General features: G+C 65.4%; 19 protein-coding genes. 6 read left to right on the top strand and 13 right to left on the bottom strand.

From position 1 onward, the window contains the following. Positions 1–89 precede the first annotated feature (89 nt). Entirely contained in the window at positions 90–815 is a 726-nt protein-coding gene (gene phnF, locus AAFG07_RS10890; RefSeq protein ID WP_092124688.1) for a phosphonate metabolism transcriptional regulator PhnF, read from the top strand. A gap of 165 nt (positions 816–980) precedes the next feature. Here the strand turns inward: phnF and phnE (AAFG07_RS10885) are convergent, their stop codons facing one another. From phnE (AAFG07_RS10885) to phnC, 4 genes are all read right to left on the bottom strand, one after another. Beyond that, positions 981–1,829 (bottom strand): phosphonate ABC transporter, permease protein PhnE, encoded by an 849-nt coding sequence (phnE, locus tag AAFG07_RS10885; protein WP_342727269.1) that lies wholly within the window; start codon positions 1,827–1,829, stop codon positions 981–983. Then, positions 1,829–2,710: a phosphonate ABC transporter, permease protein PhnE gene (gene phnE / locus AAFG07_RS10880; protein WP_342727268.1), complete on the bottom strand. Its 882-nt coding sequence runs from the start codon at positions 2,708–2,710 to the stop codon at positions 1,829–1,831. Before phnE (AAFG07_RS10880) ends, phnE (AAFG07_RS10885) begins: the two co-directional genes overlap by 1 nt. 80 nt (positions 2,711–2,790) lie before the next feature. Next, positions 2,791–3,720 (bottom strand): phosphonate ABC transporter substrate-binding protein, encoded by a 930-nt coding sequence (gene phnD, locus AAFG07_RS10875; RefSeq protein WP_342727267.1) that lies wholly within the window; start codon positions 3,718–3,720, stop codon positions 2,791–2,793. Between the two features lie 75 nt (positions 3,721–3,795). Continuing rightward, positions 3,796–4,611, bottom strand: a complete 816-nt coding sequence (gene phnC / locus AAFG07_RS10870) for a phosphonate ABC transporter ATP-binding protein (protein ID WP_212311529.1) — start codon at positions 4,609–4,611, stop codon at positions 3,796–3,798. Between the two features lie 210 nt (positions 4,612–4,821). Between phnC and AAFG07_RS10865 the strand changes: the two genes are divergently transcribed. The 3 genes from AAFG07_RS10865 to AAFG07_RS10855 are packed head-to-tail and all read left to right on the top strand — an operon-like array spanning position 4,822 to position 7,420. Continuing rightward, the gene (locus tag AAFG07_RS10865; RefSeq protein WP_342727266.1) at positions 4,822–5,469 is read left to right on the top strand and encodes a chloramphenicol acetyltransferase; all 648 of its coding nucleotides are present in this window, start codon (positions 4,822–4,824) and stop codon (positions 5,467–5,469) included. A gap of 14 nt (positions 5,470–5,483) precedes the next feature. Beyond that, positions 5,484–6,656: an alpha-D-ribose 1-methylphosphonate 5-triphosphate diphosphatase gene (locus AAFG07_RS10860; RefSeq protein WP_342727265.1), complete on the top strand. Its 1,173-nt coding sequence runs from the start codon at positions 5,484–5,486 to the stop codon at positions 6,654–6,656. 20 nt (positions 6,657–6,676) lie between these two features. Continuing rightward, a complete protein-coding gene (locus AAFG07_RS10855; protein WP_342727264.1) occupies positions 6,677–7,420 on the top strand; it encodes a DUF1045 domain-containing protein in 744 nt (247 codons plus the stop codon). 36 nt (positions 7,421–7,456) lie between these two features. Here AAFG07_RS10855 and AAFG07_RS10850 read toward each other — a convergent pair whose 3' ends face one another. Continuing rightward, positions 7,457–8,407, bottom strand: a complete 951-nt coding sequence (locus tag AAFG07_RS10850) for a LysR substrate-binding domain-containing protein (protein WP_342727263.1) — start codon at positions 8,405–8,407, stop codon at positions 7,457–7,459. A gap of 170 nt (positions 8,408–8,577) precedes the next feature. Between AAFG07_RS10850 and AAFG07_RS10845 the strand changes: the two genes are divergently transcribed. Both AAFG07_RS10845 and AAFG07_RS10840 read left to right on the top strand, forming a co-directional pair. Then, positions 8,578–9,708: an SRPBCC family protein gene (locus AAFG07_RS10845; RefSeq protein WP_342727262.1), complete on the top strand. Its 1,131-nt coding sequence runs from the start codon at positions 8,578–8,580 to the stop codon at positions 9,706–9,708. Between the two features lie 32 nt (positions 9,709–9,740). Continuing rightward, entirely contained in the window at positions 9,741–10,529 is a 789-nt protein-coding gene (locus AAFG07_RS10840; RefSeq protein ID WP_342727261.1) for a crotonase/enoyl-CoA hydratase family protein, read from the top strand. 26 nt (positions 10,530–10,555) lie between these two features. Here AAFG07_RS10840 and hemC read toward each other — a convergent pair whose 3' ends face one another. The 8 genes from hemC to AAFG07_RS10800 all read right to left on the bottom strand — a co-directional run bounded on the left by hemC (position 10,556) and on the right by AAFG07_RS10800 (position 18,001). Next, on the bottom strand, positions 10,556–11,566 hold the full coding sequence (hemC, locus tag AAFG07_RS10835; protein WP_342727260.1) for a hydroxymethylbilane synthase: 1,011 nt from the start codon (positions 11,564–11,566) through the stop codon (positions 10,556–10,558). A 65-nt stretch (positions 11,567–11,631) separates the two neighbouring features. Beyond that, positions 11,632–12,252 (bottom strand): bifunctional nicotinamidase/pyrazinamidase, encoded by a 621-nt coding sequence (gene pncA / locus AAFG07_RS10830; RefSeq protein WP_342729120.1) that lies wholly within the window; start codon positions 12,250–12,252, stop codon positions 11,632–11,634. Next, positions 12,252–13,070, bottom strand: a complete 819-nt coding sequence (locus AAFG07_RS10825; protein ID WP_342727259.1) for an aspartate dehydrogenase — start codon at positions 13,068–13,070, stop codon at positions 12,252–12,254. The genes pncA and AAFG07_RS10825 overlap by 1 nt, the downstream gene beginning before the upstream one ends. After that, entirely contained in the window at positions 13,070–14,488 is a 1,419-nt protein-coding gene (locus AAFG07_RS10820; RefSeq protein WP_342727258.1) for a M20/M25/M40 family metallo-hydrolase, read from the bottom strand. Before AAFG07_RS10820 ends, AAFG07_RS10825 begins: the two co-directional genes overlap by 1 nt. A gap of 128 nt (positions 14,489–14,616) precedes the next feature. Then, complete coding sequence (locus AAFG07_RS10815; RefSeq protein WP_342727257.1) at positions 14,617–15,105, bottom strand: Rid family hydrolase; 489 nt, start codon at positions 15,103–15,105, stop codon at positions 14,617–14,619. A 19-nt stretch (positions 15,106–15,124) separates the two neighbouring features. Continuing rightward, positions 15,125–15,535, bottom strand: a complete 411-nt coding sequence (locus tag AAFG07_RS10810) for a cytochrome c (protein WP_342727256.1) — start codon at positions 15,533–15,535, stop codon at positions 15,125–15,127. Further along, positions 15,532–17,124 carry an NAD(P)/FAD-dependent oxidoreductase gene (locus AAFG07_RS10805; RefSeq protein ID WP_342727255.1) on the bottom strand — a complete coding sequence of 531 codons (1,593 nt, stop codon included), beginning with the start codon at positions 17,122–17,124 and terminating at the stop codon, positions 15,532–15,534. Before AAFG07_RS10805 ends, AAFG07_RS10810 begins: the two co-directional genes overlap by 4 nt. Positions 17,125–17,248: 124 nt before the next feature. After that, positions 17,249–18,001, bottom strand: a complete 753-nt coding sequence (locus AAFG07_RS10800; RefSeq protein WP_342727254.1) for a hypothetical protein — start codon at positions 17,999–18,001, stop codon at positions 17,249–17,251. Positions 18,002–18,113 lie beyond the last annotated feature (112 nt).

Genomic DNA, 18,113 nt, shown 5'->3' with positions numbered 1-18,113 from the left:
CATCAAGTTGTCTATGATAATAGACAACTTGATAGCCGAGCGCCATGACTGTTTCGTGACAAACCGAAGATTTCTGGTATCACCGCGCCATGAGCATGCAGGAAAGTTCCGGCGTCGCCTTGTGGCGGCAAGTCGCCGACGGCATCGAGCGCGGCATCGCAGATGGCCGCTTTGCCGCCGGCGAAAAGCTGCCCGGCGAGATGGAGATCGCCGAGACTTACCGGGTCAACCGTCACACGGTGCGGCGAGCGCTCGCCGCATTGGCGGAGCGCGGCCTGGTGCGCGCCGAGCGCGGCAGCGGCACCTATGTCGAAGCCCAGCGCCTCGCCTATCCGCTGCGTTCGCGCACGCGATTCTCCGAGATCGTCGGCGCCGGCGGCCACGAGCCGCGGGGTCAGCTGATCGATGCAGGCAGCGACGTCGCCAATCGCGAGATCGCGCGCGAGCTGGGTTTGAAGATCGGCGCGCCGCTGATCCGGATCGAGGCGGTGCGGCTCGCCGACCGGACGCCGATCTGCGTGTCCACCACCTGGCTGTCGGCCGAGCGGTTTCCCGATGCCGGCAGCGTGTTCGCCGACGTTCGCTCGATGACGAAGCTGCTCGGGCACTACGGCGTGAAGGATTACCACCGCGCCTCGACCCGGATCACCGCGGCGATTGCCGATGCGACCGACGCCGCGCGGCTCGATCTGCCGCTGGGCCGGCCGGTGCTCGTGGTCGACGCGACCGATGTCGATATGCTGGACCGCCCGCTGGTGACCAAGCGCTCGCGCTTCGCCGCCGAGCGTGTGGAGTTCCTGGTCGAGAATAGCTGATCTCTCTGCTCCCTCGCCCCGCTCTTGCGGGGAGAGGGTTGGGGTGAGGGGCTGCCTCCGCGAATCCGACAGATGTGAATACGGGGACACACCCCTCACCCGGATTGCTTCGCATCGCCGAGCGCAATCCGACCTCTCCCCGCAAGCGCGGGGCGAGGTGACCTCCTACACCACCGCCCGTTGGCCGATGATGGCAAAGCGCAGCTTGCTCGAGATGAAATCGATCGCGGCGACCGCGATCAGGATCATCAGGATCAGGAACGACACCTTCTGCCATTCCAATACACGGATCTGCTCGGCGAGTTGCAGCCCGATGCCGCCGGCGCCGACGATGCCGATGATGGTGGCCGAACGGGTGTTCGACTCGATGAAGTAGAGCACTTGGCCTGCGATCACAGGCAGCACCTGCGGCAACAGTCCGAAGCGGATTTCATGCAGCGCGTTGCCGCCGGAGGCGCGGATGCCCTCGACCTGCTTGCGGTCCGCGGCCTCGATCGCCTCGGAGAACAGCTTTCCGAACGCACCGAAGTCGGAGACCATGATCGCCAGCACGCCGGCGAACGGTCCGAGGCCGACGACGTTGATCCAGACCAGCGCCCAGATCAGCGTATCGACGCCGCGGATCGAATCCAGGAAGCGGCGCACCGGAAAGCGGATCAGATTCGAGGGGATGATGTTGCGCGCCGCCAGCAAGCTGACCGGCAACGCAAAGAGTGCCGCAAGCGTGGTGCCGAGCAGCGCGATCGACAGCGTCTCGCAGAGCGCCTGCATATAGAGCGGGAACGACGCGCCGGGATTCGGCGGAATCATCATCATGGTGATCCAGCCGAGCTGGCTCATCCCTGAGATCAGCTTCGCCGGCGAGAAGTCGAGATCGACCAGGCCGTAGACGAAGATCGCGAGCGCCGCCACGATCGTGGCCGGCATCGCCAGCCGCGCCGACGCGGGGCGTTCGAACACGCCGGGGTATTTCGCACGCAGGTCCGCGGTGTCCGGCTTCGGCAGCTGGCTCATCAGCGGCTCTCCTTGCCGAACAGCCGGGCGCGCAGCCAGCCGGTCGAGATGTCGATGATGAAGACGGTGACGATGATGGTGACGAGGATCGCGCTGACGTCGGAATAGTAGAACTTGCGGATCGCGACCACGAGCTCCTGGCCGATGCCGCCGGCGCCGACAAAGCCCATCACCGAGGCTTCGCGGACATTGATCTCGAAGCGCAGCAGCGCGTAGCTGGCGTAGCCCGCCGAGACCTGCGGCAGGATGGCAAAGCGCATGCAGGACAGCCAGCTGGCGCCGGTGGAGCGGATGCCCTCGACCGGCTTCATGTCGGCATTCTCGACAATCTCGGCGAACAGCTTGCCGAGCGCCCCGGTGGTGTGGATCGCGATCGCCAGCACGCCGGCCATCGGCCCGAGGCCGAATGCGATCACGAAGATCAGCGCGAACACGATGCCGGGCACGGTGCGGGCGAATTCGAGCAGGCGACGGATGATGAAGCGCACCCATGGTCCCGGCGAGGTGTTCTGGGCGGCAAAGAAATTCAGCGCAAAGGCGAGCACAGCACCGGTCAGGGTGCCGACATAGCTGATCAGCAGGGTCTCACCGAGCAGCCGCAGCCATTTCTTCAGGCCCCAGAACCATTCCACCGGATCGGTCCAGACCCGCGCACCGGAATCCAGCGTCAGGATGCGGTCGAAATAGCTGACGAAGTTGCCGAAATAGGTGAAGAACGTGTGCAGGTTCACATCGGCGCCGAGCGCTGCGATAAACAGCGCCGCGCAGAACACCGCGGCTGCCACCGTCGCCTTCAGCCGCTTGCGCGCGACCGCCTTGCGATAGGCATCGTTCAGCGTCGCCAGTTGCTGTGCTGGAAGGATGGAAATGGCGGTCGCCATCGATGCGGGCCGGTCTGCTCGAGGGATGAACGAAAAGGGCCGGGTTGTCGAACCCGGCCCCGTTCAGCGGCGACGTGCGATCAGGAGCCCTTCTTGCGCAGGGCGTCGACGAACTTGATCAGTTCGATGGTCTTGTCGTAGTCGGCGTTGGTGACCGGCTGCCACGGCAGGTTCTTGCCGTCGGACAGCTTCTTGAAGGCTTCCGGATCCTTCTTCGGCATGTCGAGGAAGGCCTGCTTGATCTTCGCCTTCATGTCGTCGGGAAGGCTCTCGAGATAGGCGTAGGGCGAGTTGATGATCAGGTCGGACTTCACGATGATGCGGAAGTCCTCCTTCTTCAGCGGCGTACCGTCGCTCGACTTCACCATGTTCTTGGCGAGCATGCGGGTCAGGTTGGAATCGTCGTCGGCATTCCACCAGTTGGCGGCGACGTCGACGGTGCCCTGCGCCAGCGCCAGCACGGCGTTCTCATGGCTGCCGGTGAAGACGACCTTGGAGAAATAGGTCTCCGGATCGATCCCCATCTGGTTCAGCTTGAAACGCGGCATGTTGTTGCCGGAGGTCGAGTTGGGATCTACCAGGCCGATATTCTTGCCCTTGAGGTCTTCGACCTTCTGGTACGGGCTCTTGGCGAGCACGTAGAACACCGAATAATAGCCCTTCGAGCCATCGGCGTTGACGTCGATCACGAACGCGTCGGTCTTGACGCCGGTGAGGCGGGCGCGGGCGAACGACGCCGGGCCGTAGTAGCCGATCTGGATGTTACCGGCGCGCTGGCCCTCGATGACGGCTGCGTAGTCGTTGGCGACGCGCAGGTTCACCTTGATGCCGAGTTCCTTCGACAGATATTCGGTGAGCGGACCGTAGCGCTCGGTGACGCCGGAGCCGTTTTCGGCGGGGATCACCGCGAAGGTGATCTCCGGATACTTGGCCTTCCAGTCCTCGGCCGAAGCCGAGCCAGCGAATGCCAGCGCGGCGGCGCCGGCCAGAATGATGCGACGAGTGATCATGTTACCCCTCTTTGGTAGTTACGCCTGTTGGCCGGACGAAATGCCCGGTTGCCCTGATTTTCGATAATGCGACGCTCAGGCCGCGGCAGCGGTGCCGAGCGCCGGAGCAGTTGCGCCATCGGGCGCGGGCATCGGGGCCGCGCCCATGACGTCATTGGCCTCGAGGTCGTAGAGCTCGCGGGCAATATGGTCGGTCAGCGCTGCGGGGGCGCCGTCGAACACCACGCGCCCCGCCGCCATGCCGATCAGGCGGTCGCAATAGCTTCGCGCGAGGTCGAGCGAGTGCAGGTTACAGAGCACCGTGATGCCGAAATGCTTGTTGATGCGCAGCAGCGCATCCATCACGATCTTGGTGTTGCGCGGATCGAGCGAAGCGATCGGCTCGTCGGCAAGGATGATGTCTGGCTCCTGCACCAGCGCGCGGGCAATCGCGACCCGCTGCTGCTGGCCGCCGGAGAGCTGATCGGCGCGCTGCGCCGCGAGCTGGGCGATGTCGAACTGCTCGAGCGCGGACAGTGCAAGCGCCCTGTCCTGCTCAGGCCAGACCTGCGCCAGCGAGCGCCAGGACGGGATCTGGGCAAGCCGGCCCATCAGCACGTTGGTCAGCACGTCGAGGCGGCCGACGAGATTGAATTGCTGGAAGATCATCGCCGAGCGCGCCCGCCACTGCCGCAGCGCCTTGCCGCGCAGCGCGGTCACATCGGTACCTTCGAACAGGATACGGCCGGAGGTCGGATCGGCGAGACGGTTGATCATCCGCAGCAAGGTCGACTTGCCAGCACCGGAGCGGCCGATCACGCCGACAAAGCTGCCCGGCGCGATCGAAAAAGACGCATTGTCGACTGCGGCTTTTGTGCCGAACCGGCACGTCAAACCTTCCACCACCAGCATGTAATGCTCCAACCGCGCCGCGTTGAGCCATCGCTATCCCCGGTGTTTAACAGTTATGTGACGTGACGTTGCAGTGCGGCGATCGTCCACACCCATCCCTTGCCGCTCCCTTGCCGTCATCGCAACGTCATGATGTTGTCATCAAGCGTCCCGATGACGAGCCCGCATCCCCCGGAAGCCCAAAGATTTACAAGATTTGCGGAGGCCCTGATGGTCGGAAAAACACTCTCGGTTGTGCCGACGATCGACCCGACTGCGTCGGTGCGCGAGAGCAAGCTCGGCAAATATACCGAGGTCGGCGCGCGCACGATCCTGCTTGAAGTCAGCATGGATGACTATTCCTACGTCGTGAACGACAGCCAGATCACCTACACCTCGATCGGCAAGTTCTGCTCGATCGCGGCGATGACCCGCATCAATCCCGGCAACCACCCGATGCATCGCGCGACCCAGGCACATTTCACCTACCGCGCCAGCGCCTATTTTCCCGGCGAGAGCGACGACACCGACTTCTTCAACTGGCGACGTGCGCATCACGTGCATATCGGCCATGACGTCTGGATCGGTCACGGTGCGATCCTGTTGCCGGGCCGGAACGTCGGAACCGGCGCTGTCGTCGCTGCAGGCGCGATCGTGACCAAGGATGTGCCGGCCTACACCATCGTTGCCGGTAATCCGGCGCGGCCGGTGAAACGGCGTTTCTCCGAGACAGCAGCGGATCGCCTGACAGCACTCGCGTGGTGGGACTGGGATCACGAAACACTTCGTCGTGTGCTGCCCGACTTTCGCACGCTCGCGGTCGAGGAATTTCTCGACAAGTATGAGGCCGAGGCCGTATCCCAATCACAGAATCAATAACGGAGCACCGTGTCGTGACGGACATTTTCATCGAGGGCGGACGCGCGCTGGTTGACGGTGCCCTGATCGAGACCTCGCTGCGGACCTCAGGCCGCGACATCGGCGCGCTCGACGCCGAACAGAGCCGCGCCGCGCTCCACATCAATGCCGGCGGCCTGCTGGTGCTGCCCGGTATCATCGATCTGCACGGCGATGCGTTCGAGCGGCAGATGATGCCGCGCCCCGGCGTCGACTTCCCGACCGACGTGGCGCTTGTTGACAGCGACCGGCAGGCGATCGCCAACGGCATCACCACCGTGTTCCATGGCACGACCTGGTCGTGGGAGCCCGGCCTGCGCAGCGCGGAGAACGCGCGCAAGCTGCTCGATGCGATCGAGGCGCTGCGGCCGCAACTCGCCGCCGATACGCGCTTCCACCTGCGTCACGAGACCCACAATCTCGAAGCCGAAGCCGAGATCATTAAATGGCTCACCGAAGGCCGCATCGACCTGTTCGCCTTCAACGACCACAGCAACGTCAAGCCGAAGAAGCGCAACCAGCTGGCCGAACGCACCGGGCTCTCGCTCGAAGCCGTCAACGACATGCTCGATCGGATCGTGGCGCGCCGTCCCGAGGTGCCGGCGTCGATCGCGCGGCTGGCTGCCGCTGCACGTGCGGCAAACATCCGCATGCTCTCGCATGACGACAACACCCCGGCGATGCGCCAGGAGTTTCGCGCGCTCGGTGCCACGATCGCCGAATTCCCCGTCAATGAGGAGACCGCGCGCGACGCCGCCGCTGCCGGCGACTTCATCGTGTTCGGCGCGCCCAATGTGGTGCGCGGCGGCAGCCACACCGGCTGGACCAAGGCATCCGACATGATCGCACAGGGCCTCTGCTCGGTGCTGGCGTCGGACTATTATTATCCGGCGCAGCTGCTCGCGGCGTTCCGCCTCGCCGCCGATGGCATCCTGCCGCTCGCCAAGGCCTGGGACCTGATCGCATCGGCGCCGGCACGCGCGGCAGGGCTCGCCGATCGCGGCGTGCTCGCCGCCGGCCGCCGCGCCGACATCATCGTCGTCGACGACAAGGTGCCGTTGCGGCCACGCATCGTCGCCGTGATCGCGGCCGGACGGTTGGTGCATCTCGCGGACCCGGGCTGCCTCGTTCATTCGCTCGCGCCGCGCAAAACGGTTGCGGCAGCATAGTCAGGACTTATTCTGCCGCCATGGCCAACACTCCGCGCTACGCGATCTACTATGCGCCGTCACCCGACAGCGCCCTGCACCGCTTCGGTTCGGCTCTGCTCGGCTACGATGCCGTGTCAGGCGACGACCTGCCGTTTCCCAATGGCGTTGCGCCCGACTGGCGCGAGGTGACGGAGGATCCGCGCAAATACGGCTTCCACGCCACGCTGAAGGCGCCGACCTCGCTCGCTGACGACAGGAACGAGTCCGAGCTCCTCGACGCCTGCGCTGCGTTCGCCGGCCGCGCGCGGCGCATTCCGATGATCGAACCTGTTGTCGATGCCATCAGCGGCTTCATCGCCGTGATCCCGGCGAGCCGCTCCGATGATCTGCAACAGCTCGCCGCCGATTGCGTCACCGAATTCGACATCTTCCGTGCGCCGCTGACGCCGGACGATCGCACGCGGCGCAAGCCCGAGCGGCTCACGGAGCGCCAGCGCGACTATCTCGACCGCTGGGGCTACCCTTACGTCATGGAGGAATTCCGCTTCCACATGACGCTGACCGGGCGATTGAGCGACGAGCGGCGGGGCCCGATCGTGGCGCGGCTGCGTGAGCGGTTCGCGGCGATCGAGCTTGCGCGGCTGGCGATCGACCGCGTCGCGCTGTTCAAGCAAGCGGATCCAGCTTCTCGCTTCCGAATCATCGGCAGCTGGCCGTTGCGAGCGAGAGCGTTTTCGAGCGAAGTGGACACCGGTTCGCGTGAAGAAAACGCGTCAAAATAAGAGAGCTTCGGTGCTGATTGAATCAGAACCGAAGCGCTAATCGGGCTTCGCGAGCTCGGCCAACAGCCATTTCTTGAATGTCTGCAGCGCGCGATTGCGCTGCGCGCCCGGCGGATGAACCAGCCAATAGCTACCGGTGACATGACCGACCGGCAAGAGCCGGCGGATCGTACCGCGGCGCTCACTTTCGGCGATGAAGGGTTCGAGCGCGAGCGCGACGCCCGCGCCGCGTTCGGCAGCCTGCAGCGCGGCCACAAAGCTGTCGACCGAGATCGCGCGCGTGGCGAACGGCACAGGCTCGCCGGCATGCCTGAACCAGAGTGGCCAGGCTGCGGGGAATGTCGTCACATGGATCAGGGCGGCGCGGCCGAGGTCGCCTGCGGTGCGCAGCTTCAACCGCCGCGCCAGCGCCGGCGCACCGACCGGAACGGTCCTCACCTCCATCAGGCGATTTGCGACGACGCCTTCGGGCTTGTCGGGGCCGAAGCTGATGCCGGCATCGAATGTCTCGGTGTCGAAATCGACATTGCGGTTCGAGGTCTCGATCGCGAGATCGATCCCGGAATGCTGGGTGAGGAACGAGGACAGCCGCGGGATCAGCCAGGCCGACGCGAATTGCGGCAGCACCTTCAGCCGCAGCCGGTGCTGGCCAGCCGCCTCGACTGCCGACTCCGCCTGTGCCAGCAGCGCGAAGGCGCGACCGGTCGCAGCGGCCAGCTTCTCGCCGGCATGGGTCGGTCGAACCACGCGATGGGCGCGGTGAAACAGCGCAACGCCGAGATGGACTTCGAGATTGCGGATACGGTGGCTGATTGCCGAGGCGCTGACGTTGAGCACGTCGGCAGCCTCCTTGAAGCTGCCGAGCCTGACCGCGACATCAAACGCCTGCAGTGCCAGCAAATGCGCCGGCCGAAGGCTCGCTGCGGCGAGGTCGTCCCTCCCCCGCAATGGTCGCCGGCGCCCCGGCCCCGGGTTGTTCCTGCTCATCAGCCGATCCTAGCGGCCGGCCACCGTCGATGTCGCGCGAAAAGTAAGTTCGGATGAATGACATTCATCCGAACCCGGTTCGTTTCGCTTGTCGCGCGAGGCGCAATACGAAATCCTGTCCCTCGAAACGGACCGGCGGCAAGCCCGGTCAACCGAGCGGGAGGACGGCGATGACGATACAGCTCGCGGACGAAGCATCCATCGTCGACCGTATCCTCAGGCATATCGACGCCAAATCGACCGATCTCAGCGACGGCGTCTGGCAAGAACCCGTCGCGCATTATCTGTCGCAGGATCGCTTCGCGGCCGAGATCGAACATGTATTCCGCCGTACGCTGACGCCGTTCTGCCCGTCCGCCGCGCTCACCGAGATCGGCGCCTATGTCGCGCGCGATGCGGCGTTGACGCCCGTTGTCGCGATCCGCGGCGCGGATGGCGTCGCGCGCGCCTTCCGCAATGCATGCCGCCACCGCGGCGTGCAGCTCGTCGACGGCGCCGGCTGCCGGAAGGCGCTGACCTGCCGTTATCACGGCTGGACCTACGGCCTCGACGGCCGGCTCAGGGGCATCCCCGATGAATACGGCTTTCCCGGCCTCGACAAGAGCACGCATGGCCTCGTGCCGCTCACCTGCATCGAGCGCGACGGCCTGGTGTTCGTCTCGCAGGACGATCCCGCTGCAACGTCGGACGCCGGCGGCATGCCGACGCTGTTCGGCGACGACTGGAAGCTCTACGCGACTACGACGCAGGAGGTCGAGGCCAATTGGAAGATTGTCGCTGAAGGATTCCTCGAAGGCTACCACATCCGATCAACGCATCAGGATACGTTCTATCCGCTGCAATACGACAATCTCAACGTGATCGAATCGTTCGGCCGCAACAGCCGGATCAGCTTCCCCTATCGGCGCATCGAGAAACTGCGCAACGTGCCGCCGGGCGAGCGCAAGACGACCGGCATGTTGACGCACGTCTATCACCTGTTTCCGAACGTGATGCTGTCGACCTTCCCGACCAACCGGTTGATGACGGTGCTCGAGCCGCTCGCCGCGGACCGCACCCGGCTCGTCACCTACACGCTGTCGAACCAGATCGCCGCAGAAGACGGCCGTGCCGCGGTCGCCCAGGGACGCGACTTCGTCACCGCTGGCGCGGCCGAAGATCGCGAGATGGCCTGCGCCGCGCAGCGCGGGCTCGCCACCCGGGCGAATGCCCACTTCACTTTCGGTCTGTTCGAAGGCGCGATCAGGCATTTTCACCAGAACCTGGCTGCGATCATCGAGGCCCGTGCAAGCGCACGCTGATCCGCTCCAACATTGCGTATCGAGGACCGAGCATGCTGGACCACCCGACCGTCAAATACCGAACCGAGCAGGCCATCGCGATCGTGACCATCGATCGCTATGACGAGGCGCGCAACGCGGTCAATCCGGAGACCGCGCAGGGCCTGGCACAGGCGTTTCGCACCTTCGATCGCGACCCGTCGCTGTCGGTCGCAATCCTGACCGGCGCGGGCGGCGCATTCTGCGCCGGCTTCGACCTGAAGCGGACCGCGGCCGGTCATCGCGGTCACCGTGTCGAGAACGGCGACGGCCCGATGGGCCCGACGCGGATGAAGCTGTCGAAGCCGGTGATCGCCGCAGTCGAGGGACCCGCCGTGGCGGGCGGGCTTGAGCTTGCGATCTGGTGCGATCTCCGGGTCGCGGCTCGCGATGCCACCTTCGGCGTCTATTGCCGGCGCTTCGGCGTGCCGTTGATGGATCTCGGCACCGTGCGCCTGCCGCGGCTGATCGGGCACAGCCGCGCGATGGACATGATCCTCACCGGACGCGGCGTCTCCGGCGAAGAGGCCGGACGGATCGGGCTCGCCAACCGCGTGGTCGCACCCGGCACGGCGCTCACCGAGGCGCGCAGCCTCGCCCATGATCTGTGCCGCCTGCCGCAGGCGGCGTTGCGCAGCGACCGGCTCTCCGCGATCGAGCAATGGGAGCTCGGCTGGGACCAGGCCACGCTGAACGAATTCCGTCTCGGGCTTGCGACGGTTGCGAGCGGCGAGACCGAGGCCGGCGCACGTCGCTTCGCGGCGGGCAAGGGCCGGCACGGCGATTTCGCCGACATTGCCTGAGCAATCGATCGCGACGACGGCGGACGCTACTCGTCCACCCGGGTGCGGGCGATGATCTCGGCGGCGCCCTTCGCGAGCAGCTCCATCCCGACGGCGCGGCCGAGCTCGCGCGGCCGGTCCGCCGGTCCGCGCCGCGTCACCTCGATGAAGCCGGCACCGGCCTCGTCGAGCACCGAGGCGCGCAGCGTCATCTCGCGTCCCGCGATCGTGGCGTGGCCGGCGATCGGTGAATTGCAATGGCCGTTGAGCACCCACAGCACCTCGCGCTCGGCCTCGGCCGCAAGGCGCGACGGCGCGTTGTCGATCCCGGCAAGCCGCGCCCGGGTCGCCCAGTCGGTCGCGACGCATTCGACCGCTACGATGCCCTGGCCAACCGCCGGCAGCATCTCGTCGACGGAGAAATCATGCGCGATGCGCGCGGTCATGCCGATGCGCTCGAGGCCGGAACGCGCCATCACCAGCGCATCCGCCGGCCCCACCTCGCCGCCATCGGGCAGCCGCTGCTTGGCGCCGCGATCGAGTTTTGCAATTCGCGTGTCGGCGGCACCGCGGAAATGAATGACCGTCGCCTCCGGAAACAGCCTCCGCAGATAGGCGGCACGGCGCACGGCATTGGTGCCGATCATGAAGCCCTTGCCACGCGAGGCGCGAAACGCATCCAGCGTCAGGCCCGGCCGCAACACGAGGCTGTCATTGGCGGCATCGCGCGCCAGCATCGCGGCGAGGACGAGACCCGGCGTCTCCTCATTGCCCGGCACGTCCTTCAGCGAATGCATTGCCGCCTGCAGCGTGCCGGCACGCATGGCTTCGCGGATCTCGGCGACGAAGGCACCGCCCTTGCCGCCGTGGCGCAACAGCTTGCTGGTCTGGTCCTGGTCGCCGCGAGTCTCGAACTTGACGATTTCGACGGCAAGGTCGTCCGCCGAGGCGCGCAGCAGCCGCGCGACCTCGTCCGTCTGCGCGAGCGCCATCGCGCTCTTGCGCGTCCCTATCCGCAAAACCTGTCCCGACACGAAAGCTCCGCTGCGCGTGATCATCAACGGCTGGGGATTAGAACAAAAGGCCAGTCAAAACAATGGTTTTTGCCCCGGCTTGGCCGCGCTCAGGGAATCTCCTCAACAAGCGCCACGCCGGCCTCGCGCATCGCCAGTGTGGCGGCAGCAAGCGAGCCGCCGAGATCGATGGCGCGGCAGCCCGGCAGCACGACCGCGGTCTCGAAGCCGAGCCGCCGCGCGTCGAGCGCCGAATACTGCACGCAAAAATCCGTCGCGAGCCCGGCCATCACGACGCGCTTGAGGCCACGCTCGCGCAGATATCCGGCGAGCCCGGTCGGCGTTGTCAGGTCGTTCTCGAAGAACGCCGAATAGGAATCGATCGCGGCCCGGAACCCCTTGCGGATCACGAGCTCGGCGCGGTCGGTTACGAGGTCGGGATGAAACGCGGCGCCCGCGGTGCCCTGGATGCAATGATTCGGCCAAAGCGTCTGCGGCCCATAGGGCATGCTGATCGAGGAGAACGGCGCCGCGCCTGGATGCGAGGTCGCAAACGAGCTGTGGCCCGCCGGATGCCAGTCCTGGGTCAGCACGACGTGATCGAAGCGCCCGGCGAGCCGGTTGACGACGGGCACGACGGCGTCGCCGTCGGCGACCGCCAGCGCGCCGCCGGGGCAGAAATCGTTCTGCACGTCGATGATCAGCAGCAGATCGTCGGGCTGGATGTGCATCACGTGCCGATCCGCAACGACGCGCGCAGCTTGCGCAGGCAGGCGATCACCGACAGCGCCGTGATGCGGCCGGTCTTCGGATTGTCCGAGGGGATGTTCTCGATCATCATCGAGAACCGCGCGGAATCGGAATCGACCTCGATCCGGTGGGTGTTGCGCGTCACCGTCGGGTCGGCCCAGATCTCGACCCTTGTGCGATCGGGCCCGATGCCGGCGAGCGACAGCGCCACCGCGACGTTGAGATTGGCCGGAAAGCCCTTCGCCGCGTCGCGCGCGCTGCCCTCGAAGACGCGCAGCGGCTCGGTGATGTCGTCGATCCGGATGTTGTTCTCAACCAGATGCGGCGCGCCGACGAGGCCCGCGACCGGCTTCCGCGTCACCAGCCTTGCCGAATGGATGGTCCCGACCGCGGCCGCAGTCACCGCATCGAGCCCGATCAGCGCGCCGGTCGGCACGATGATCTGGCCGCCGTGCGCTTTGGCGAGGTCGACCAGGTCCTCGTTCTGCAACAGCGCGCCGACGCTGAGCACGATCGCGGTCTTGCCGCGCGCGACCACCGGCGCCACGATCGCGCGCACCAGTCTGCTCGGTGCACACTCGACCACGATGTCGGCGACCTCGGCCAGCTGCTCGATCGGCACCAGCTTCGGCGCAGATTTGAGACCTTCGATCCAGCCGCGGTGCCTGTCCGGGCTGTTCGCCGACACCGCAACCAGCGTCAGGCCCTCGATGCCCTGATCGAGCGCCTTGACGACGTCGGTACCGATCGCGCCGAGGCCGGCGACCGCAACCCGCATCTTTGTCTTTCCGTCAGCCATCATTTCCCGCCGGCGAGCATCTTGACCAGGCGATAGAGGTACTCCTCGCCTTCGTAGAACGATTTGACGAGCACGCGCTCGTCCTTGCCGTGAGCCCGGTTGTCATCGACATCGGATCCCAGTCCGGAATGGCCGTAGGTCGGAATCCCGGCATTGCGCAGATAGCTACCGTCGGTGGCGCCGGTGCTCATCACGGGGACGATTTCGGCATTCGGCCAGAACTCCTTCGACAGCTTCTCGACCGATCCCATGATCTCTTCGTTCAAGGGCGATGGCGGGCTCAGCACGGCTTTGCCGGTCGGGGTCACCTCGATCTGCTTGTCGGCGAGCACGCGCTCGATCGTCGCCTGAACGCCTTCGACCGGCTCGCCGGGCAGGATCCGGCAATTCACCTTGGCGGTCGCCAGCTGCGGCAGCGCATTGATGGCGTGGCCGCCCTCCAGCATGGTCGCGACACAGGTGGTGCGGAGCTGCGCGTTGTAGCCGGGATTCTCCGACAAACGCGCCAGCGCCGCCGGGTCAGGCTGCGGCGCCAGGATCGCCTTGATATCGTCGGCATGCGACTTGTCGACCTCGGCGGTCTTGGTGAAATAGATCCGCGTCGTCTCGTTGAGATTCATCGGGAAGTCGTATTTGGAGAGCCGCACCAGGCCTTCGGCGAGCCGATAGATCGCATTGTCCTTGCGCGGCAGCGATGAGTGGCCGCCGCGATCCTTCACGGTGAGCTGGTAGCCGATCGAGACCTTCTCGCTGGTCTGCACGCTGTTGCGGATCGCCTTGCCGTTCTTCAGGCCGACGCCGCCGCCCTCGTTGAGCGCGAACTCGGCATCGATCAGGTCGCGGTGGTTCTTGATCAGCCACTGCATGCCGAGACCGTTGGCATCGAGGATCTCCTCGTCGGTCTCGAGCGCGACGATGATGTCGCGGTCCGGCTTGTAGCCCTCCTTCTTGTAGCGGATCAGATTGGTGATGAAGGCGGACGCCATGTATTTGTCGTCGCCGGAGCCGCGGCCGTAGAAATAGCCGTCCTGCTCGGTGAGCTTGAACGGATCGACCGACCAGTCCTCGCGGTTGGCGGGCACGACGTCGATATGGGCGACAAGGAGGATCGGCTTGCGCGCGCCGGAGCCGTGCAACCGCGCCACCAGATTGCCCTTGTGCGGTGCCGGCGAGAACACATGCACGTCGCTCTCGGGGAAGCCCGCCGCGCGCAGCCGCGCGCCCATCGCCTCCGCCGCCTTCTGGGTATCGCCGGTCGCGGTGGTCGTGTTGATCTCGACCAGCTCCTGGTAGATGCCGCGGGCGAATTGCTGCTGCTCGGTCAGTCCCTGCGCGCCGGCGCCGGACACGAGCAGGACCGGAGCGAACGCTGCCGCGATCTGCAGCGATCGAACCATGTTTCGGGTCTTGTGCGACATCGTGCTCTCCCAGAATTTCCACCACACCGGCGGCGAATTCAGACAGGCGGCACGCGCTTTGGCAAGACGGCGAGCCCTTCAATTTCCGCGCGCATGCTCCGCGCTTTCGCGCACGCTATTTGGAGTCCTTATTTCGCATCCTTGACCGCAATCACCTCGATCTCGACCAGGAAGCCGGGATTGGCGAGCGCAGCGACGCCGACCACCGAGCGCGCCGGCAGGTTCGGCTGGCTGCCGCCGAAGAACTGGGTGTAGCCCTCCATGAAGGCCTTGAAGTCCATCGGCGCAGCCGTGTTGTGGACCAGGAACACCTGCATCTTGACGACATCGCCCATGCCAAGCCCCTGGCCTTCCAGAACCGCCTTGATGCGGTTGAGCACGCCCACGGTCTGGGTCTTGGTGTCGCCATAGGCCTGCGGGCTCGACGGATCGGCATCCTTGTTGGCGACCGGCGGCACCTGGCCGCTGACATAGACCGTCGTGGTGTTGCCGGTGACGGTCACGGCCTGCGCGATCGGGAATGTCGAGTTGGGAATCGGATGCCTGACCACGTCAGCCGAGGCAGCGGTCGCCATCGCCGCCAGTGCGGCCCCCAGTGCGATACCGATGAATTTCATCGAACTCTCTCCAAAGTGGTTAGCGGCGGGCGTCCTGGACGTCCTTAGGTGTCACCGCGTCGTGATAGGTGTTGCCGAAGTGCGTCCGCAGATAGTTCACAACGGCGGCGACTTGACCATCGGTCATCATGTCGCCGAACGCCGGCATGCCGCGGCGGCCATTGACGACGAGGTAGATCGGATAGCTGCCGGTCTCGAGAGTCTTGTTGCCGGCGAGCGAGGGATAGGTGCCGGCGCCGCTTGCGCCCGTCGCATCCGGCATGTGGCAGCCCTGGCAGACATTGCCGAACAGTTCCTCGCCGGTCATCTCCACGAAACGGTAGCCGGAAGAGAAGGTGCGCTTGGTCACCCCGCTGTCCTGCCCGAGGGCCGCGGTCGCCGACAGCAGTGCGAGCGCCGCGATAACCGATGTTCCTGTCCGCACCATCATGTCTTCACCACGCGTTCGTGCAATCGGGTAATGGCATCGAGTGCGGACAGGATTGCGCCCTCCTGCCAGGCCGGCAGTTGCGAAGCGTGCTCGCCCGCCAGCGCGATGCGGCCGTCGATCTGGCAGAGATTGCGGTAATGCTGCGCCCGCCCGGCTTCGGTCCATTCACCGGCGCAGCCGAGCGTGAACGGCACCCGATGCCACGCCACCGCGACACCGTTCTCGAACTCGCTTTTGTACTGCGGATGGATCTTGGCGCCGAATTCGACCGCGCTGGCGACCCGCTCGGCCGGCGTCATCGCCGTGAACTCGAAGGAATTGGCGCCCTCATACAAATAGGCGCCGAGCAGGACGCCGCGGCCGCCGCGGTTGAAGCCATAGTTCGGATAGCCGATGTTCCTGATCGGAAGGTCGGTGTAGCTGATGCCGCCGTAGATCGCCTCATCCTCCTCCCAGAACCGCCGCTTGAACTGCAGCCCGACCTTCACCGAGGCGGCGTAGGGCAAGGAATCGATCGCATTCTTCATCGGCCCGCTGACGTCGAGAGGCAGCTGGCTCAGGATCGGCAGCGGAATGGTGCAGATGCACCAGTCGGCGGTCGCTTGCTGCACCGCGGAGGGACTGGCGGTGTCGACATAGCTCACGGTGACGCCGGAGCCGTTCTGCTGGATCTGCGTCACCTTGGCGTTATAGCGGATGAGATCGCCGACCTCGTGCACGAATGCCTTGCCGATCATGTCCATGCCACCGACCGGCTGGAACATCGTGGTCTGGAAGTCGTAGCGTGCATAGGACTGCAAATAGCGCCACATCCGCGACCGCAGCAGTTCCTGCAGCGAGATCGGGTCGCTGGGCAGCGGATCGCCCATCAAGCCGCCGCCGGGATCGCGCGCATAACCGCGGAACTCGGCGGAGCCGAGGTTGGCATTGTACTTGTAGTCGCGATCCAGCGCGCCCCAGTCACGCAGCGAATGCAGCAGGATCTCCTGGTCTTCCTTGCTGACGAACTCGTCGAGCCTGCCCTGCTGCGTGACTTTCCCGAGCAGCTCCGACACTTGGCCCTGGAAATCCGCCTTGATGCTGCGAAAGCGCTGCGGCTTGCCGTCGAATGCACGCGTCGCGTGCAGATAGGCATTGTGGTTGAGCTGGATGAAGGGTTCCAGTGTCACGTTGAGCCGGCGGCAGTAATCGAGCAGCGCGCGGTGATGATAGGGAATCCGCCACGGGCCGGGATTGAGATAGAGTCCCTGCTCGAACTGGCAGGTCTGCTTGAAGCCGCCGAGCTCGGTAAAACTGTCACCGCTGCGGATCGACCAGTTGCGGCCGCCGGCGCGGTTGTTGAATTCGAGGATCTGGACCTTGTAACCGGCCTTACGCAGTTCCAGCGCCGCCGTCATGCCGGCAAGCCCAGCGCCGAGAATCAGCACCGAAGCGCCCTTCACGTCGCCCGCGAGCTTGAGCGGTCCCTTGTAGGCGGACTCGGACGCGAAGCCGAGGCTCGTCATCGCCTGATACATCGCCGAACTGCCGGCGATGGTCCCGATCAGCGCCAGCAAATCCCGCCGCCTGATCACAGATTGGTTCTGCACCCGCGTTCACCCAGCCGATGATTTCGATGGCGAAGGGAAACGGTTGACGCGACCCGTGTCAAGAAAGGGCACGCGCTTACACATCCGCCCACACGCGCTTTTGATGCATCACGCGACCGACACATCACACCACGCGTTCGAGTTGCACACGCCGGCAATCCATTTCATAGTCGAGTCCAACCACCGGCGGCCGGTCGAAATGCCAGGTCAGGCCGTTGCGAAGCACGCCACGGCGGCCCAGCTCGCTTTCGAGCACCGGGTAGGCGTCATGCACGGTGTAGAGTTGCACCGCGGTGGTGTCGCGCCAGGAGGCGCCGAACGCGCTCATCCGGCGTTCCATCTCGCCAAGCACGAATTTCGCCTTCGCCAGGATGCCAGCCGGGCTGGTGTCGCCGAGCGCGACAGTATGATCGCGATAATTGGCCTTGCCCTCGACCGACTCGCCGCTGCCGGCGACAACGAAGCTCGTCGGTGCATCCTTCGCCGCCGGCACCGTGTAGCAGAAAGCGTGGAACGACGGCTCGGCGGGCGGATCGAGCTTTGGACAGACGTTGCTGCGCGCCACCGGATTGACGCCGTCGCGCATCACGCCCCAGGCGATCAGCGTCTTGATATAGATTTCGTTGAAGGCCTTGAACCCCTCCTCGGTGAACGGCGCCGGCGAGCGCAGTTCGCAGGCCGCGAAAGCGGTCAGCGGACGGCCGGCGTCCCTGATGATCTCGGCTATCCGTTCAAACCCTGCGCTCAAGGGTACCGGTTCGGAGAACCTGACCCGCTCGATGGCATAACCGGGCAGCGCACCGACGCCGCAGGAATACTGACTGACCCCGGGCATGAAGCGGTAGCCGCCGTCGGGAGCCTCGATGGTGTTGGTCATGGTGCCTCTGTTGGATGCGGTCGTCGCGATGGTGTTCAGCCAGGGAGGATACGCTCGAATATTGCGATGTCATCACAGCTGTCGTCCCTGCGAAAGCAGGGACCCATACTCC

The sequence above is a fragment of the Bradyrhizobium sp. B097 genome, from assembly GCF_038957035.1.
In the GTDB taxonomy this organism is placed as follows: Bacteria; Pseudomonadota; Alphaproteobacteria; order Rhizobiales; family Xanthobacteraceae; genus Bradyrhizobium.
The sequence above is the reverse complement of the archived record's forward strand: the minus strand, read 5'-3'. Positions and strand labels throughout refer to the sequence as shown.

Bases quoted from the DNA above. Each gene is read 5' to 3' on its own strand.
- phnF (WP_092124688.1), top strand. From the start codon at position 90: ATGAGCATGCAGGAAAGTTCCGGCGTCGCCTTGTGGCGGCAAGTCGCC.
- phnE (WP_342727269.1), bottom strand. From the start codon at position 1,829: ATGAGCCAGCTGCCGAAGCCGGACACCGCGGACCTGCGTGCGAAATAC.
- phnE (WP_342727268.1), bottom strand. From the start codon at position 2,710: ATGGCGACCGCCATTTCCATCCTTCCAGCACAGCAACTGGCGACGCTG.
- phnD (WP_342727267.1), bottom strand. From the start codon at position 3,720: ATGATCACTCGTCGCATCATTCTGGCCGGCGCCGCCGCGCTGGCATTC.
- phnC (WP_212311529.1), bottom strand. From the start codon at position 4,611: ATGCTGGTGGTGGAAGGTTTGACGTGCCGGTTCGGCACAAAAGCCGCA.
- AAFG07_RS10865 (WP_342727266.1), top strand. From the start codon at position 4,822: ATGGTCGGAAAAACACTCTCGGTTGTGCCGACGATCGACCCGACTGCG.
- AAFG07_RS10855 (WP_342727264.1), top strand. From the start codon at position 6,677: ATGGCCAACACTCCGCGCTACGCGATCTACTATGCGCCGTCACCCGAC.
- AAFG07_RS10850 (WP_342727263.1), bottom strand. From the start codon at position 8,407: ATGAGCAGGAACAACCCGGGGCCGGGGCGCCGGCGACCATTGCGGGGG.
- AAFG07_RS10845 (WP_342727262.1), top strand. From the start codon at position 8,578: ATGACGATACAGCTCGCGGACGAAGCATCCATCGTCGACCGTATCCTC.
- AAFG07_RS10840 (WP_342727261.1), top strand. From the start codon at position 9,741: ATGCTGGACCACCCGACCGTCAAATACCGAACCGAGCAGGCCATCGCG.
- hemC (WP_342727260.1), bottom strand. From the start codon at position 11,566: ATGATCACGCGCAGCGGAGCTTTCGTGTCGGGACAGGTTTTGCGGATA.
- pncA (WP_342729120.1), bottom strand. From the start codon at position 12,252: ATGCACATCCAGCCCGACGATCTGCTGCTGATCATCGACGTGCAGAAC.
- AAFG07_RS10825 (WP_342727259.1), bottom strand. From the start codon at position 13,070: ATGGCTGACGGAAAGACAAAGATGCGGGTTGCGGTCGCCGGCCTCGGC.
- AAFG07_RS10820 (WP_342727258.1), bottom strand. From the start codon at position 14,488: ATGTCGCACAAGACCCGAAACATGGTTCGATCGCTGCAGATCGCGGCA.
- AAFG07_RS10815 (WP_342727257.1), bottom strand. From the start codon at position 15,105: ATGAAATTCATCGGTATCGCACTGGGGGCCGCACTGGCGGCGATGGCG.
- AAFG07_RS10810 (WP_342727256.1), bottom strand. From the start codon at position 15,535: ATGATGGTGCGGACAGGAACATCGGTTATCGCGGCGCTCGCACTGCTG.
- AAFG07_RS10800 (WP_342727254.1), bottom strand. From the start codon at position 18,001: ATGACCAACACCATCGAGGCTCCCGACGGCGGCTACCGCTTCATGCCC.